Below are 14,535 nucleotides of genomic sequence, written 5' to 3'. Positions count from 1 at the left end.
CCCTAACTTAAGGATTTATGAGGGGCTCGAACTGGGGAGTTTGAGATGTCTGCTGCCACCGCCAGTGATCTGGAAAGGTACATGTTAGACCTCGTGAACGAGGAGCGTATCAGCCGCGGCTTGAACGCGCTTGTTCTCGACAAAGTCTTGAACGCGTCTGCGGATGCGCATTCGCTGTGGATGTTGGAGAACAACGTCTTCAGCCATACCGGCGTCGGTGGGTCGACGCCGACCGAACGCATGACCGCAGAGGGGTTCGACCTCTCTGGCTCTTGACGTACGGCCGAAAACATCGCTGCGCAAAGCGAACGTGGGGACGAAGGCCTGTTCGACGATGTGTACGACCTGCACATTGCTCTGATGAACAGCCCTGGCCACCGTGCGAATATTCTCATGCCTGATCTGGAAGTCGTCGGAATCGGCATCCAGACCGGAACGTACTCCTATGACAGCGGAACGTATTTCTCTGTCATGGTGACGCAGAACTTTGCGATGACGGGCGGTCAGACAACGCCGGACATCGTCGAGGAAAGTAATTCTGCGCCAGGCAATTCGAATGCCCGTCAGGACACGACAGGTGTTCTCGTCGGCACATCCAATGCGGAAAACATCGTTGGGACGGCGCAGGACGACACGATCACCGGATCCGGTGGCAATGACATTCTGTCAGGCGGTGCCGGCAATGATACCGCTGTCTATATGAGCGACATGTCCAACTATGGGCTGACGATCAGCAACGGCACGATCATCATCGAAGACCGAAGCGGTGGCGATGGGACCGACACGCTCAACAGCATCGAAAACCTCGACTTCGACGGTACGAGCTTTGCCCTGAGCAAGTTCACCAATGTCAGCACCCTGACCGATGCCGACATGCTGGCTTTCTGCGAGCTGTACGTCGCCTATTTCAACCGCGCCCCGGATGCGACGGGCCTTCTGTTCTGGGGGTCTGCGCTGGCCGATGGCATGAGCATGAACCAGATTGCGCGTCAGTTCTTTGATCAGCCGGAGACACAGGCTCTTTACGGTGGTTCAAGCGGAACCGGCGATTTTGTGACTGCTGTCTATTCAAACATTCTCGGGCGCAGTCCTGATGCCGCCGGTTTCGATTACTGGACGGGCGTATTGGACAGCGGCGCGGTGGATCGAGCCGAGTTCATTCTCGCCATGATCGACGGAGCAAAAGCAGCGACTGGCAGCGCAAGCGATGCACAGTACCTCGAGACCAAGGCCGAGATCGGTGCGTACTATGCCGTCGTCAACGGGCTGAACAATGTCTCTGTTGCCAATACCGCGATGCAGACTTTCGATGGCACAATCGCTTCGGTTGTGAGTGCAAAAGACATCATCGACGATCACGCCGCGCATGTGGACACCGCACAAGGTTCGGAGTTCACGATCAGCGTGACAGGCCTTGTCGATGACGCTCTGGATTGGATCTGACCCTCACGCGCCTTTCGTGAGGGGCACAACCTTTCCGTCGCTTGAGGTCAAGGCCACCGCCATCTTGTAAAGATCGAAGCGGGTCATACAGGCGTCGGCGTACATCTCGTCCGGCGACGCTTGATCTATGAACCGGTCAGGCAGCGTTACCGTCCTGATCTTCAGCCCTTGGTCCAACGCACCACGATCTGCAAGTTCGTGGAGGACCATTGCGCCAAACCCACCACGTGCGCCCTGTTCAATGGTGATCAGGGCGTCATGGGTACGGGCCAGTCGGAGGATCAGTTCGATGTCCAGCGGCTTGGCAAATCGGGCGTCCGCGATGGTGACACTCACACCATCCTTTTCAAGCAGCCTCGCCGCCGCTTCGACCTCGGCCAGATGTGCTCCGAAACTCAGGAACGCAACATCGCTTCCTTCCTGAATGACGCGACCCTTACCGATTTCAAGAACCTCGCCCCGCTCGGGCATCTGGACACCGTTGCCCGACCCCCGAGGATAGCGGAAGGCGATGGGGCCACTGTCATGGGCGACCGCTGTCGCGACCATGTGCATCAGCTCGGCCTCATCAGCGGCCGCCATCACGGTCATGTTCGGAAGCGCAGCCAGATAACCTACGTCGAACGCCCCGGCATGCGTGGCCCCGTCGGCACCGACAAGACCGGCGCGGTCAATGGCAAAGCGGACAGGAAGGTTCTGCAATGCAACGTCATGGACGACCTGATCATATCCACGCTGGAGGAAGGTCGAATAGATTGCGCAGAACGGTTTCAGACCTGATGCCGCCATCCCGGCAGCAAAGGTCACCGCGTGCTGCTCTGCGATCCCGACGTCGAAAACCCGGGATGGAAAGCGTTTTGCCAGAATGTCTATCCCTGTCCCACCGGGCATCGCCGCTGTAATGCCGACGATATTCGGATCTCGCGCCGCTTCGTCCGTCAGCGTGTCGCCGAACACCTTGGTGTAGCTTGGCGCGTTGGGCTTGGATTTTGCCTGCGTTCCCGACTCAACGTCGAACTTTGAAACGCCGTGGTACTTGTCGGCACTGTTTTCGGCCGGGGCGTAGCCTTTGCCCTTGACGGTACAGCAATGGATCAGAACCGGTCCGGTGGCGCGGGCCCGGGCGGCACGCAGAACCGGCAGAAGCTGACCCATGTCGTGTCCGTTTATCGGGCCGATATACTCGAACCCGAGCTCTTCGAACAGCGTTCCAGACCCTTGCAGATTGCCCGTCACCAATTGGCGGGCGCGCTTTGCGCCTTCCCGCATCGGAGGCGGAAGAGCCGCCTCGAACCCTTCAGCCAGAGATTTCATCTTGGCCAGCGGTTCATTCGCATACATGCGGCTGAGGTAGGAAGACATGGCGCCAACGGGCGGGGCGATGCTCATTTCGTTGTCGTTCAGGATCACGAACAGCCGTCGGCCTTCGTGCCCTGCATTGTTCATGGCTTCATACGCCATGCCGGCGCTGATCGACCCATCGCCGATAACCGCGATGGCGTCACCGGTGGGCCGCCCCATGTCCCGACCGACAGCAAAGCCCAGCGCGGCCGAGATCGATGTTGACGAATGTGCTGCACCGAACGGATCGAACTCGGACTCGCTCCGCTTGGTGAACCCGGACAATCCGTCCTTCTGGCGCAGCGTGGTCATGCGGTCGCGGCGCCCGGTCAGGATCTTGTGCGGATAGCATTGGTGACCCACGTCCCAGATCAGCTTGTCCATCGGCGTGTTGAACACAGCATGGATCGCAACTGCCAGCTCGACGACCCCAAGGCTGGACCCAAGGTGCCCCCCGGTCTGCGACACCGCTGAAATAACCTCGGATCGGACTTCGTGTGCAACCGCCGTCAGCGTTGCGTCATCCATGTTGCGAAGGTCGGATGGACCGGCGACCCGGTCAAGATTGGGTGTGAGAGAATGTGTCATCTGGCAGTCTCCTCGGGGACAGAGGGAAGAAAGGCGTCACGTTTGCCAGGGGGTGCCTAGAAACGTGACGCCAGTTCCTGTAGCCAACAGGAAGGGAACCGGGGTGTTGAGCCCCGCATCCGGTTTTGCGTTTTGGGAACCTGTCAAAACCGGATCTGGCGATGGCCGGGGCGGCGGACCGCCCCGAACCGATCATTCGTAGACAGGCGCACCTGTCGTCGCGAGCTCGGGCCAGTCAGCGATGACATTCGTCCCTTGCAGCGGTTGCTGGTAACCCTTGTGGCAGGTTTTGCAGGCGGCTTTCGGCGCGTCGGCAAAGACCGGTCCAAGGCGTTCCGGCGGATAGACCTCTTCCAGCGGCACCAGATAGTCGTTGTTCATTTCCTGAACCATGCCGATGCCAAGCTGTTCGGTGGACCATTGCGGGGTCACCTGCTCGGGGTCATAGAAGGCGCGGGTGTTGTGGCAGAACACACAGTTCACACCCAGCGAATTTGCCACGTAGTTCATCAGGCTGAACGTGCGCTCTGTGTCCTGCCAGGTGGTGACACCCTCTTCGTCAGGATACTCGGCAACGTGCGCTTCGAGGTTGTGAACACCGATGCGGCCGTAGTCGAGGAGGAAGGTCTCCAGCGCGTCCGATGGAAGAGACGTGTATTGGCTTTGGACCGTCACCCTGTTCTGAACCGCCGCCCAACCGCCGGCTGCTTCGTTGACCGCACCCATCCTGAACCAGATGTCGGACGGGACGTTCTGCCCACGGTGACAGGTGTAGCATGTGACACCAACCTGCTTGTTGGCGTTCACGTGGCCATCCCAGTTCTCGTTGATGTTCTGAGTCATCTGAAGCATCCGGCGTGCGACAACCTTGGTATAGAGGTCATCGTTTCCGTATTCTTCAACATCGACATCACCGTGACAGTAGGCGCAGCCCTGATCCGGAGCGACCCAGTCGGTCATGGCCAGCATGAGGCGGTTGAAATTATCTTCGGTCAGATCTCCCAGAACCTGAACGTTCTGGTAAATCTCGGACGCCTTCGCTTCACCACCTTCCGGCACATAGGGTGCTTCGGAATACATGACCTCGATGGTAGGGTCGGGTTTGGCCAGATCAGAGACAAACTCCGCTCTGGACATCCCCGTTCCGCGTGGACCCGACTGCAGGCTTTCGGTCTTGAAGGGTTGACCGACCACCACCAAGAACGCGGCGACGGTAACAGCGACCCCTGCGGCCCCCACCAGGATTGCCGGACCATAGATATTGGTCGGGTTCTCCCGGTTCCATTTATCGAACCATTTGGGAAACATGATCAGTTCTCCTGTCCAATAAAGGTTTCATAGGAACCGTAGGCTTCGTACCCGTAAGAGCCGTCATACATCGGAGCGAAGTGATGCTCCTGTGCCCAGATGAACCAGTTGTCCACAACGGTGCCGGTCAGAAGAATGCCGATGCCGCCCGTGATCGGGGTCAGGACCGCGAACCACCACGCCCAACGGTGGATACCTTCCATCGTTGCGTTGAAGCCCATGGTCCAGCGCCAGAAGAGGGCGGCCCGTTCGGTTGCCGTTCCACGGTCGATGATCTGTTCCAACTCGCGGTCGCCGCCGTACCGGGTCACCGCCAGAATGGTCGCGCCATGCATCGCGAAGAGCAGGACGGAACCATAGAGGAACACGATCGAAAGCGCGTGGAACGGGTTGTAGTAGAGGTTGCCGTAGCGGATCGAGAAGGCGGTCGTCCAGTCAAGGTGCGGGAAGATCCCGTAAGGCACCGCCTCTGACCATGACCCCATCAGGATCGGACGGAACAAGCCGAGGACCAGGAACAGCCAGATAGCCGAGCCGAAGGCCCAGAAGACATGTTTGCCCATCTTGTGTTCCATCGCGAGCAAGTAGGTTCGCGCCCACCAGCTCATCACCGAAATCAGCAGGAAGAAGCTGGCGATGATGTACCAACCGCCTTCGTTGAGCGGAGGCATACGCAAGCCATATTCCGGGCTTGGCGGTTCAAGCGCGAGCCAGAACAGCTGCCGGATGAACTCCGGGATCGACCAGCCAACCTGCGCCAGCATGTTGAGACCGATGATGTTCAACGCGAGAATACCCGCGGCGATTGACACCATCCCGGTCCAACCCAGCCAAACGGGGCCAAGCTGCGCATTGCCGATCCAACCGATCAGGGTGGAGAAACCCGCTTTTCGCGTCCGCTCCTGCTCGGCGTTTTCGGTCGCCATGCCCCATTCAGGTTTTCCCTGAACCTGGACCTGTGTGAAAATGTTCTGATACTCAGCCATGATTACATCCCCACATTGGCGCCCCAGATGGGCAGTTCGAGCCACCAGTTCCACCACTCGGGCCAGCCCTTCGTCCAGACGGGGCCAGAGATGATGATACAGACCGCAGACCAGAACCCGGCGTTCAGCGCGAGGAGCAGACCGACGCGGTGGATCCCGAGGGTGCCGACCGAGTAGCCGATGAAGTCGCGGAAGAACGTGTCTTCGTGATCCGGCGTGCGCATTTCCTCACCCTTTTCAGGGTTCGCCGCCGACAGGATCAGACCGCCATGCAACGCCAGAGCCAGTGTCGTGGTGAAGAAGAACGTCACCGCGATCATGTGCGCCGGATTGTAGTGGAAGTGCAGATAGGCGTAGCCGGTGTTCGACACCCAATCGAGGTGGCTGAAGATCCCGTAAGGAAAACCGTGGCCCCAGGCACCCATCAGAAGTGGGCGGAAGATGACCAGCGTCATATAGGCGAAGATCGCAAAGCTGAAGGCGAAGGGCACGTGATACCCGATGCCCAGTTTGCGGCAGATCTCGACCTCGCGCAGCGCCCAGCTGCAGAAGGCCCCGACCGCGCAGATCGTGATAATCTGCCAGAGACCACCCTCCATGAGCGGAGCCATACCCAGACCGTATTTCAGGTCAGGCGGCGCGATATTGATGAGCCAAGGATTGAATGTGCCCTGATCTGCCGCACCCCAAAGAATGAGGATTGTGCCGAGCAGAGCAAAAAAGGCGGTCGTGACTCCGAAGAAGCCCACGTAAAACGGGCCTACCCAGAAGTCGAACAGATCGCCGCCGATCAACGTCCCTCCGCGGACGCGATACTTTTTCTCGAAGCTGAGCAGCGCCATCTTCTATGTCTCCGCGTTTGTCGGCAGGTCGTTGTCGGACACAGCCGTGTTGTTTCCGGTGTTTGCCACGGGCGGACCAGCTGTCCGGACCGCCCGCAGCGATCGTGTCGGCCCTTGCGGGCCGGCTGACGATTACATCCCTGCGGATGCTGCGGTTTCGAACCAGTTGATGCCGTTCGACAGCACCACCAGGTGAATCATTGCAGCCAACAGGAAGAGGAAAACGCCCTGCGCGACGAACACGCGACGCGGATCAAAGATGAGCCAGATCTTGTAGAACTTTGCCATGTCTCAATCCTTCCTCAGAACCACGGGCGCCAGATGAAGGTTGCAAGGTGTGCAACCACTGCAACCGCCGAGAACAGCCAAAGGCCGCTCATGTAGACGGAATGCAGTTCCTGGGCCTGCTCGTCAGTAAGACCTGTGAAGGACAGGTCGGTATTATCAGCCATGAACTTTCCTCCGGAACGTTATGCTGACGCCGCATTCCCTGCGGCCGGGTCCCTTGGAGCCAAAGCTCCGCAGGTCCTGACCACCCCGCCGGGCGGCCAGTCTCGCTCCCCAACCTTTTCAGGCCGAGAATATCAGCGGGGTGATCCGATCCGCTTCACACCACGCGCGCGCCAGAGGCCCCCGCATGTTCAGCGTCTGTTTCTGGAACACCTCGAGCATCCAGATCACCGTCGCGAACGGGATCGCCACGACGAAGATGATGCTGAAGTAAACCAGGAACTCGGTCCCGCGTTTTGTATGACCGTGCTTGTGAGAGCGCGTGTCAGAAGAGGTGAAATCCGTCATGTCGTCGGTCCTCCTTGGGTTTTCGAAAGGGCCTGAACGGTCTCGAAGACGACCCGTTCAGCCCCCTGTTTCAATGCTGCGGCCTCGGCTGCGTCGCGCAGGTTCTTGGCGGCAGAAATTCGTGTCAGCACCGGATGCTGGGCAACGATGCGGTCCAACTCGGCCTGGGCGTCAGCATCCCATGGGAAGTCGCGCCGCAGCGGGGTGAGCGTGGCGTCGGTCCGATCCATCTCGGTGCCAAGCGGAAGAATGTGGAACAGCGCATCGAACAGCCCGTTGCACACTTCCTGAAGCAGGTAGGTCGCACCCGCGTAGCCCATCATCGGCGTTCCGGTATGGCGCCGGATTGCGGCACCGGGAAACGACGCAGGGATGAATGTCGGCTGCGGCCCATGCCCGGCCTTCATTTCCGCGAGGTACATCTTTTCGTTGATCGACCCCATCACGACCAGGGGCCGCTTTCCGTGGATCAGGGAACGCACTTCTTCGTTGTTGGTCTTGCTTCCAGCAACACGCGCCACGGCAAAGGCACAGGGCAGACCCAGATCGCCCTCAAGATAGTTGCGGATACCACGCGCATAGGTTTCGTTGGCGACGATGCCGAACTGCGCTGTCGCAAAGAAATCCTGAGTAACCGAGCGCCAGAGATCCCACACTGGCTTCAACGTCGAATGTTTTTCCTGTTCGATGAAAGGTTCCGGATCGAGACCCAGCAATTCGCCCAGCTTGCGGAGGAACCTGGTGGTCGAATCCATGCCGATCGGCGCTTGCAGGTATGGTTTGCCCAGGCATTCCGCCAAACCGCGTCCGAACTCGCGATACATGCAGATGTTCACATCCGCGTTCACGAGGTTCCGCATCTCGGCCAGATGACTGCCCAGCGGCATCACCATGTTGACCTCGGCGCCGATCCCTTCGACCAGACGGCGGATCTCGGCCAGATCGGACGGCATGTTGAACGTGCCGTACATTGGCCCAAGGATATTCACGCGCGGCTTTGCGCCCTCTTCGCGCTTCTTCTCGGGCGGCATCCGGCCCTTGGTCATTCCGAATTCCGTGAAGATCCACGTCATCGCACGATCCGCGCTTTCCCACTGATCCTCGTCGATGGTGCGCGGCAGGAACCGTTGGATGTTGGTGCCTTGCGGTGTGACGCCCCCGCCGATCATCTCGGCAATGGAGCCCGTCACCACGACCGCAGGTAGAGCTGGATCGAGCACACCCCAGGCGCGTTTCATCGCCCCCTCGGTCCCCTCTCGACCCAGCTCCTCCTCACCGAGGCCAGTCACCACGATAGGGAGCTCATGCGGCGGAAGTGCATCTGTGTAGTGCAGAACGGACGTGACAGGCAGGTTCTCGCAACCGACCGGCCCGTCGATGACAACCTGCAGACCTTTGACGGCGGTAAAGGCGTACACCGCCCCCCAGTAGCCACCCGCGCGGTCGTGATCCTGAATAAGCATCAGATCATCTCCTGCGCTTTGGCGGCGCGCGCCTGTTTGTCCAGCTTCTTCTGGTGCTGGGCGCGGAAATCCGGACGCAGGTTCGGGGATTTTTCCCAGACGCCAGCGGTATCTCCCGTTCCGACGCCTTCAAAAAACGCCTTCATGTCGTCCATGCGGGACTTGCCCGCGATGGCGGCGTTGATCACTTCGGCCAACGATCCGGCACCGGCAGGACCCATCAGGGGACGTGCGGAAATCAGGTTGGTATAGTAAAGACCGGGGATGCCCATTTCCTTGGCCTTCTGCACAACCGGGGTCGTGCCGATGGCAAGGTCAGGCTTCACCGCCTCCATCGCCGCGCAATCGTCTTCGAGCGACGCGCGGTATGTGACCTTGATGCCTTTGCTTTCCAACCACTCGCGGTCAGGCTCTGACCAGAGCGTTCTTGGACAGGCGGTGCCGACATAGCGCAGATCCGCACCGCTCTCGACCAGCAACCGCGCGACCAGAAGTTCGGACCCTTCGTAACCGGACAGCGTGATCGTGCCCTTGATCGGGGATCCGGCCAGCGCACCCTTGATCGCCGGCAGAAACGCGTTTTGCGCTGCGGCGACCTGAGCGGCAGGAATGTTGAACGCGTCTCCGATCCCGGCAAGCCAGGCGGCCGTGCCATCATGTCCGACAGGTGCGGATCCCACGATGGGCCGACCAGCCGCCTCGAATTCACGAATTGCTGCCGTGTAGAAGGGATGGATCGCCGCCACGACACCGCAATCCAGCGCCGCATAAAGCTCTCGCCATTCTCGGCACGGAACCACCGGACCTGCAGCCAGACCCAGCGGCGCAAGCATCGCGCCGATCATCATCGGGTCCGCCGGGAACATCTCACCCAAAAGGGCAACCGTCGGGCGGTCCGACTTGCCGCCTGCCGGTGCCTGAACCGGACCGGCTTTGATCTCTTCGCGGGCGTAATTGAGCATTGCGCCAGCAAGCACGTCTTTTGCTTCGGCATGAGTCGGAATGCCGAAACCCGGAACGTCGATACCGACAATACGGACGCCGTTGATCTCTTTCGGAAGCAACCGCAGCGGAACGCCGGATGCGGTCGGAACGCAAAGGTTCGTCACCACGATCGCGTCGAACCGATCCGGGTCCGCCATTTCGTGCACGCTTTCTCGGATGTCTTCGTAAAGCTTGCCCGTAACCAGCGTTTCCGAGTTGAAAGGGACGTAGCCAACAGACCGGCGCGCGCCGTAGAAATGCGACACGAAGGTCAGGCCATAGACACAGCAGGCCGACCCCGACAGAACGGTCGCGGTCCGCTTCATCCTCAGCCCGACACGCAAAGACCCGAAGGCCGGGCACATGCTTTGTGGCTGGTCGTGCGGTCCTTTCGGATAGTCCTTGGCAAACTGATCGAGCATCTCGGAATTGCCTGCCAGTCGCGCAGCCTTTTCCATCTCCGATCCCGAGTGGCAGCCAAGACCATCCGTCATAACGGGTGCGTCCGGAGCTTCCGCCCGCGGTTCCCCGCGGATGACCTCCACCTCTGCCGTTTCGTCGTATGTTTCTTCGTTGCTCACGTTCTGTCTTCTTTCGTTCCCAATGCGCGCGGGTGGCTGGCCCTCACGCTTCGTCGTAGATCACTTCCAGGGATTGCTTCGGCGCGGCGTTCTTGCCGCGCATGTCGGTATCGGTGGCGGGCTCAAGCACCACGCCTGCCCCGGTTTCAGAGCCGTCAAACAGTTCAAGCAGACCGTCCTGGCTCAGCGGCGCAGGACGGACGGGCGGGGCTTCTGCCACGTTCAACCCGAGTTCCGCGAACAGCGGTCCCCACGGTCCAGAAGCCGTTCCGACGATCTGGTAGTTTGCGGATTTCTTTCGCAGGTCGTCGTCCTGCGGGATCGATGCCAGAACGGGGATGTTCACCGCTTCGGCAAAGGCCTGCGCTTCGCCCGAACCGTCATCTTTGTTGATGACCAAACCGGCGACACCGACGTTGCCGCCCAGCTTGCGGAAATACTCCACCGCCGAGCAAACGTTGTTCGCCACATAGAGCGACTGGAGGTCATTCGATCCGACAAGGATCACCTTCTGCGCCATGTCGCGGGCAATCGGCAGGCCGAAGCCGCCGCAGACCACGTCGCCCAGGAAATCGAGCAGGACGTAGTCGAAATCCCAATCGTGGAAACCGAGCTTTTCCAGAAGTTCGAACCCATGGATGATCCCACGACCACCGCATCCGCGACCCACTTCCGGTCCGCCCAACTCCATCGCGAACACACCGCCGCGCTTGAAGCAGACATCGCCGATCCTCACCTCTTCCCCCGCCAGTTTCTTCTTGGTCGAGGTTTCGATGATCGTCGGGCACGCCTTGCCGCCAAACAGCAGCGACGTGGTGTCGGATTTCGGGTCGCAGCCGATCAGCAGCACGCGCTTGCCCTGCTCGGCCATCATGTGGCTGAGGTTTGCAAGGGTAAAGGATTTGCCAATCCCGCCCTTGCCGTAGATCGCGATGATCTGGGTTTTCTTGGTGGCCTCTGCCGGGATGACATCCGCCAGGTCTTCATTGGCTTCGTCGCGCAGGCGCTGGTCGAAGTCTTTCAGGTTCGGAACGTCGTCTTTCACGAAGGCGTCTCCCAGTTGAGGATCATTTTCAGGCAAGCCGGATCTTCGAACGCGGTGCGATAGGCACCGGGCGCATCCGATGCTGCCACTTGATGGGTGATGAGTCCGTCGAGGCTCAGTGCCCCGTTTTCGACAAGCGTACGGGTCGCTGCGAGATCATCGCGCGCCCATTCCGCAGCGACACGGAACCGCGCCTCTTTCATAAAGGCGGGCGGGAAGGCGAATTGCAGCGGTTGGGTGTAAAACCCGGCCAGAACGATCTCACCACCTTTGGCGATGCGACCAACCAGATCGTTAAGCAGACCACCATTTCCGCTGGCATCATAGATAGAGCGGTAATCGCGGCGGTCGTCATTATCCGGATGAATGACCTCGTACCCATCTGCACCTGTTGCGCGATCCGGGTCGATTTCCCAAACGGTCGGAGCAGGTGCACCCGCTGCAAGCGTCAGACGGGCCAGAAGGCGACCCAGAACACCGTGGCCGACGATCAGATCGGGGACGGCTTTGTCGAGGCCCGCCATCGCGTGCCGTGCGGTCGCCGCGAGCGCCAGCAGAGCCCCCTGAGGCCCCAGCCCAGCGTCGATGCGGGTGACACGGTCCTGCGACGTAACCAGTCTTCGGGTAGCGCCACCGAACAGGCCGAACACGCCGTCATAGCAGTTGGCGCCGGGCACAAAGACATGATCGCCAGGCTTGTAACCGGTGTTCGAGCCCGCCTCGACGACTTCGCCAGACGCTTCATATCCGGGGATCAAGGGATAACCCATGCCCGGAAAAGGCGGCATTTCACCAGACCAGAACAGCTTTTCCGTCCCTGTCGAAATGCCGGAATGTGCAATGTCCACGACAAGGTCATCCGGGCCGGGATCGGTGAGCTGAACAGTCTCAATCGCAAGGGTTTTTGGTGCATTCAGCACAACAGCATCGGTTTGCATCCTTACCTCCTGCGGCTTCGCAACACGCGGGATCGAAGAATCGAATCCAAAGTGTCGCACCAGTCTCGTTACACTGTCAGTTTATCCTTACACACTAACGTGTCAACTATAATAGACACTTTTCGTGTAAACGGTTCAGCCGGGTTTGGTCTGCGGCTTCACTGCGGTCAGGACCGTCGTCACGTACGGCCTACGCGACTTGTAACTGCGGATATCCGTGAACCCGGCGTTCTCACACATCGCACCGATCCGGGCCGCGCTGCGCACGGTCCCTGTTTGCATGGCCAGGCAGTAAAAGCTGAAATACACATCGCCCGCGATCTCGGGGCGATCTCCGCCAGACATAGGCTCCGACACGATCAGTCGGCCCCCGTCGGGAAGCGCGTCAAACACTTTGCCCAGCAACGCGGCAACCGTCGAATCCTGATGGTCATACAGAACCCGGATAAGGGAAATCGCGTCAGCGCCGTCAGGCAGCGCATCATCTCTGAACGAGCCCGCGACAAACCGGAGCCTGTCACGAGCGGTTGAAGACTGAAGCCTCGCCTCTGCATTGCGCCGAACGGCGGGCAGATCAAAAACCACGGCATTCAGATCCGGATGCTTGAGCGCGGCGGCCTCGGCAAAAACGCCATAGCCGCCGCCGATGTCCAACAGCCGATCGATTCCCGCCAGAGAAACGGCCGCCAACGTATCAGCCGCAACGATCTCCTGAGATCGCGCCATCAAATCAGAGTAGCGGCTCGAGGTCTCGGCATCTGTCGCGTTGTCGGCACCAAATACATAAGGCCAGAACGCCGAGAGTTCCGTGTCCACCTCGCCGCGCAACAAAGCGACTGGGTCGTTCAGATCACGGTAGAAAGCAGCGTGGTGCCGGATCATGTCTTCCAGCCCGGGAACGCCCACCATTGCGGCGCCTTTTCGTGCCAAGCCATAGCGCCCTTTGCGGTCTCGCCTCAGAACGCGCATTGCGGTTCCGGCTCGGAGCAACCTGTCCATTCGGTCCGCACTCATCCGACATGGCCCCGCCAGCTCGCCTGAGGTGAGAGGACCGTCCATCAGGCGGTGCAGTATGCGCAGGTCAACCAGAGCGAACAGCGCCTGCGATTTAACGAAGCCCTGAACAAGATCGAACAGTTCCGCGCCGTCCTTTGCCGCCGTGCTTCGCGTGAACGGGAATGCCGCCGCCCAGCGCTGAAACCCCGGACGGGCCACCAAACGCATCAACCGGGTGTGCAGGCCTATCCTTTGCCGGACGCCTGCCGGTGGGGTATCGGACGCAAGCGCCATCTATCCAGCTTTGGCACGTGTCGTTGGCACAGGCGTCAAACGTTCGGCCTGAAGCCGGACCATTTCGGCCAGCTGCGCCTCTCCGGGACAGGACGGGATTGAAGCTATTGCCCCTGACAGAATATCGCGCAGGCGGGACTTCGCACCGTCAACGCCCAGAACGGTGACTGCATTGGGTCGCCCATGAAGGTCGTCCTGACCAACCGGCTTACCCAGTGTTTCGCTGTCGTACAGCGCATCGCGCAGATCATCTGCAACCTGAAACGCCTCGCCAATGCGCGCCCCCAGTTCAAACCAGGGCTCCTCATCCTGACCAGCCGCGATCGCGCCCATTTGCGTGGCGGCGATGAACAATGCGCCGGTCTTGGACCTGTGATAGGCCGACAGGTCGATCTTGGCTTCGCTTTCCCATCCTTGCCCGGCACAGATCCCATGTGGCATGCCCGATTGGCGGCTGAGCGTCCGGATCAGGCGTACAGCACGATCGGGTGAATGCTGCGCAGCACGCGCCAGAATTTCAAATGCCAGAATGATAAGCGAGTCGCCGGTCAGAACCGCGAGCGGTTCGGAATAGGCCCGATGCACCGAGGGTTTCCCGCGCCGGTAATCCGCATCATCGAAACAGGGCAGATCATCATGCACGAGGCTGGCACAATGGATAAGTTCAAGCGCCGCCGCCGCAGCGTTGGTCATTTCGGGCGAATCGTCCCCGCAGGCCATCGCGACAGACACAAGAATGGTGGGCCGGATTCGCGCACCGCCGGGTGTGCATGCATAGTGCAGCGCATCAGAGAGCTTTGCGGGCGCTGTCCCGCCCTGTCCGACGCGAATTGCAGTCTCAACAGCAGTATTGATGCGGGTGTGAAGTCCCATTGAGCGCTCCTAAAACATCGTGTTGTCATTTTAATTTGACACACTAGTGTAAACC

At 60.0% G+C, this 14,535-nt stretch carries 15 protein-coding genes; 2 read left to right on the top strand and 13 right to left on the bottom strand.

Features of this window, described 5'->3' with window-relative positions; genetic code table 11:
• The first annotated feature begins 45 nt into the window (after nt 1-45).
• Both MGEO_RS21735 and MGEO_RS21730 read left to right on the top strand, forming a co-directional pair.
• Nucleotides 46-276 carry a CAP domain-containing protein gene (locus MGEO_RS21735; protein WP_233139907.1) on the top strand — a complete coding sequence of 77 codons (231 nt, stop codon included), beginning with the start codon at nt 46-48 and terminating at the stop codon, nt 274-276.
• Between the two features lie 117 nt (nt 277-393).
• The gene (locus MGEO_RS21730; protein ID WP_233139904.1) at nt 394-1,443 is read left to right on the top strand and encodes a DUF4214 domain-containing protein; all 1,050 of its coding nucleotides are present in this window, start codon (nt 394-396) and stop codon (nt 1,441-1,443) included.
• A 3-nt stretch (nt 1,444-1,446) separates the two neighbouring features.
• Here the strand turns inward: MGEO_RS21730 and dxs are convergent, their stop codons facing one another.
• From dxs to MGEO_RS12945, 13 genes are all read right to left on the bottom strand, one after another.
• Nucleotides 1,447-3,372 carry a 1-deoxy-D-xylulose-5-phosphate synthase gene (gene dxs, locus MGEO_RS13005; protein WP_085638391.1) on the bottom strand — a complete coding sequence of 642 codons (1,926 nt, stop codon included), beginning with the start codon at nt 3,370-3,372 and terminating at the stop codon, nt 1,447-1,449.
• A gap of 192 nt (nt 3,373-3,564) precedes the next feature.
• Nucleotides 3,565-4,680: a photosynthetic reaction center cytochrome PufC gene (gene pufC, locus MGEO_RS13000; protein WP_085638388.1), complete on the bottom strand. Its 1,116-nt coding sequence runs from the start codon at nt 4,678-4,680 to the stop codon at nt 3,565-3,567.
• A 2-nt stretch (nt 4,681-4,682) separates the two neighbouring features.
• Complete coding sequence (gene pufM / locus MGEO_RS12995) at nt 4,683-5,666, bottom strand: photosynthetic reaction center subunit M (RefSeq protein ID WP_085638385.1); 984 nt, start codon at nt 5,664-5,666, stop codon at nt 4,683-4,685.
• A 2-nt stretch (nt 5,667-5,668) separates the two neighbouring features.
• Nucleotides 5,669-6,508 carry a photosynthetic reaction center subunit L gene (pufL, locus tag MGEO_RS12990; protein ID WP_085638382.1) on the bottom strand — a complete coding sequence of 280 codons (840 nt, stop codon included), beginning with the start codon at nt 6,506-6,508 and terminating at the stop codon, nt 5,669-5,671.
• A 132-nt stretch (nt 6,509-6,640) separates the two neighbouring features.
• Nucleotides 6,641-6,796, bottom strand: a complete 156-nt coding sequence (gene pufA / locus MGEO_RS12985; protein ID WP_085638379.1) for a light-harvesting antenna LH1, alpha subunit — start codon at nt 6,794-6,796, stop codon at nt 6,641-6,643.
• A gap of 14 nt (nt 6,797-6,810) precedes the next feature.
• Nucleotides 6,811-6,960: a light-harvesting antenna LH1, beta subunit gene (gene pufB / locus MGEO_RS12980; RefSeq protein ID WP_072778079.1), complete on the bottom strand. Its 150-nt coding sequence runs from the start codon at nt 6,958-6,960 to the stop codon at nt 6,811-6,813.
• Between the two features lie 118 nt (nt 6,961-7,078).
• Nucleotides 7,079-7,306, bottom strand: a complete 228-nt coding sequence (pufQ, locus tag MGEO_RS12975; protein WP_085638376.1) for a cytochrome PufQ — start codon at nt 7,304-7,306, stop codon at nt 7,079-7,081.
• Complete coding sequence (bchZ, locus tag MGEO_RS12970) at nt 7,303-8,769, bottom strand: chlorophyllide a reductase subunit Z (protein WP_085638372.1); 1,467 nt, start codon at nt 8,767-8,769, stop codon at nt 7,303-7,305. Before bchZ ends, pufQ begins: the two co-directional genes overlap by 4 nt.
• Complete coding sequence (bchY, locus tag MGEO_RS12965) at nt 8,769-10,334, bottom strand: chlorophyllide a reductase subunit Y (RefSeq protein WP_085638369.1); 1,566 nt, start codon at nt 10,332-10,334, stop codon at nt 8,769-8,771. Before bchY ends, bchZ begins: the two co-directional genes overlap by 1 nt.
• A 43-nt stretch (nt 10,335-10,377) precedes the next feature.
• Complete coding sequence (locus MGEO_RS12960; RefSeq protein WP_085638367.1) at nt 10,378-11,379, bottom strand: chlorophyllide a reductase iron protein subunit X; 1,002 nt, start codon at nt 11,377-11,379, stop codon at nt 10,378-10,380.
• The gene (bchC, locus tag MGEO_RS12955; protein WP_085638364.1) at nt 11,376-12,317 is read right to left on the bottom strand and encodes a chlorophyll synthesis pathway protein BchC; all 942 of its coding nucleotides are present in this window, start codon (nt 12,315-12,317) and stop codon (nt 11,376-11,378) included. The genes MGEO_RS12960 and bchC overlap by 4 nt, the downstream gene beginning before the upstream one ends.
• Before the next feature lie 135 nt (nt 12,318-12,452).
• Nucleotides 12,453-13,607, bottom strand: coding sequence for a methyltransferase (locus MGEO_RS12950; protein ID WP_085638360.1), 1,155 nt, complete (start codon nt 13,605-13,607; stop codon nt 12,453-12,455).
• The gene (locus MGEO_RS12945) at nt 13,608-14,480 is read right to left on the bottom strand and encodes a polyprenyl synthetase family protein (RefSeq protein ID WP_085638357.1); all 873 of its coding nucleotides are present in this window, start codon (nt 14,478-14,480) and stop codon (nt 13,608-13,610) included.
• Nucleotides 14,481-14,535 lie beyond the last annotated feature (55 nt).

It is taken from the genome of Marivita geojedonensis, assembly GCF_002115805.1.
GTDB classification, from domain to species: Bacteria; Pseudomonadota; Alphaproteobacteria; order Rhodobacterales; family Rhodobacteraceae; genus Marivita; species Marivita geojedonensis.
This window is presented reverse-complemented; position numbering and strand designations above follow the sequence as displayed.

Bases quoted from the DNA above. Each gene is read 5' to 3' on its own strand.
- MGEO_RS12950 (WP_085638360.1), bottom strand. From the start codon at position 13,607: ATGGCGCTTGCGTCCGATACCCCACCGGCAGGCGTCCGGCAAAGGATA.
- dxs (WP_085638391.1), bottom strand. From the start codon at position 3,372: ATGACACATTCTCTCACACCCAATCTTGACCGGGTCGCCGGTCCATCC.
- pufB (WP_072778079.1), bottom strand. From the start codon at position 6,960: ATGGCTGATAATACCGACCTGTCCTTCACAGGTCTTACTGACGAGCAG.
- pufQ (WP_085638376.1), bottom strand. From the start codon at position 7,306: ATGACGGATTTCACCTCTTCTGACACGCGCTCTCACAAGCACGGTCAT.
- pufC (WP_085638388.1), bottom strand. From the start codon at position 4,680: ATGTTTCCCAAATGGTTCGATAAATGGAACCGGGAGAACCCGACCAAT.
- MGEO_RS21735 (WP_233139907.1), top strand. From the start codon at position 46: ATGTCTGCTGCCACCGCCAGTGATCTGGAAAGGTACATGTTAGACCTC.
- bchZ (WP_085638372.1), bottom strand. From the start codon at position 8,769: ATGCTTATTCAGGATCACGACCGCGCGGGTGGCTACTGGGGGGCGGTG.
- pufL (WP_085638382.1), bottom strand. From the start codon at position 6,508: ATGGCGCTGCTCAGCTTCGAGAAAAAGTATCGCGTCCGCGGAGGGACG.
- bchC (WP_085638364.1), bottom strand. From the start codon at position 12,317: ATGCAAACCGATGCTGTTGTGCTGAATGCACCAAAAACCCTTGCGATT.
- pufA (WP_085638379.1), bottom strand. From the start codon at position 6,796: ATGGCAAAGTTCTACAAGATCTGGCTCATCTTTGATCCGCGTCGCGTG.
- MGEO_RS21730 (WP_233139904.1), top strand. From the start codon at position 394: ATGCCTGATCTGGAAGTCGTCGGAATCGGCATCCAGACCGGAACGTAC.
- pufM (WP_085638385.1), bottom strand. From the start codon at position 5,666: ATGGCTGAGTATCAGAACATTTTCACACAGGTCCAGGTTCAGGGAAAA.
- MGEO_RS12945 (WP_085638357.1), bottom strand. From the start codon at position 14,480: ATGGGACTTCACACCCGCATCAATACTGCTGTTGAGACTGCAATTCGC.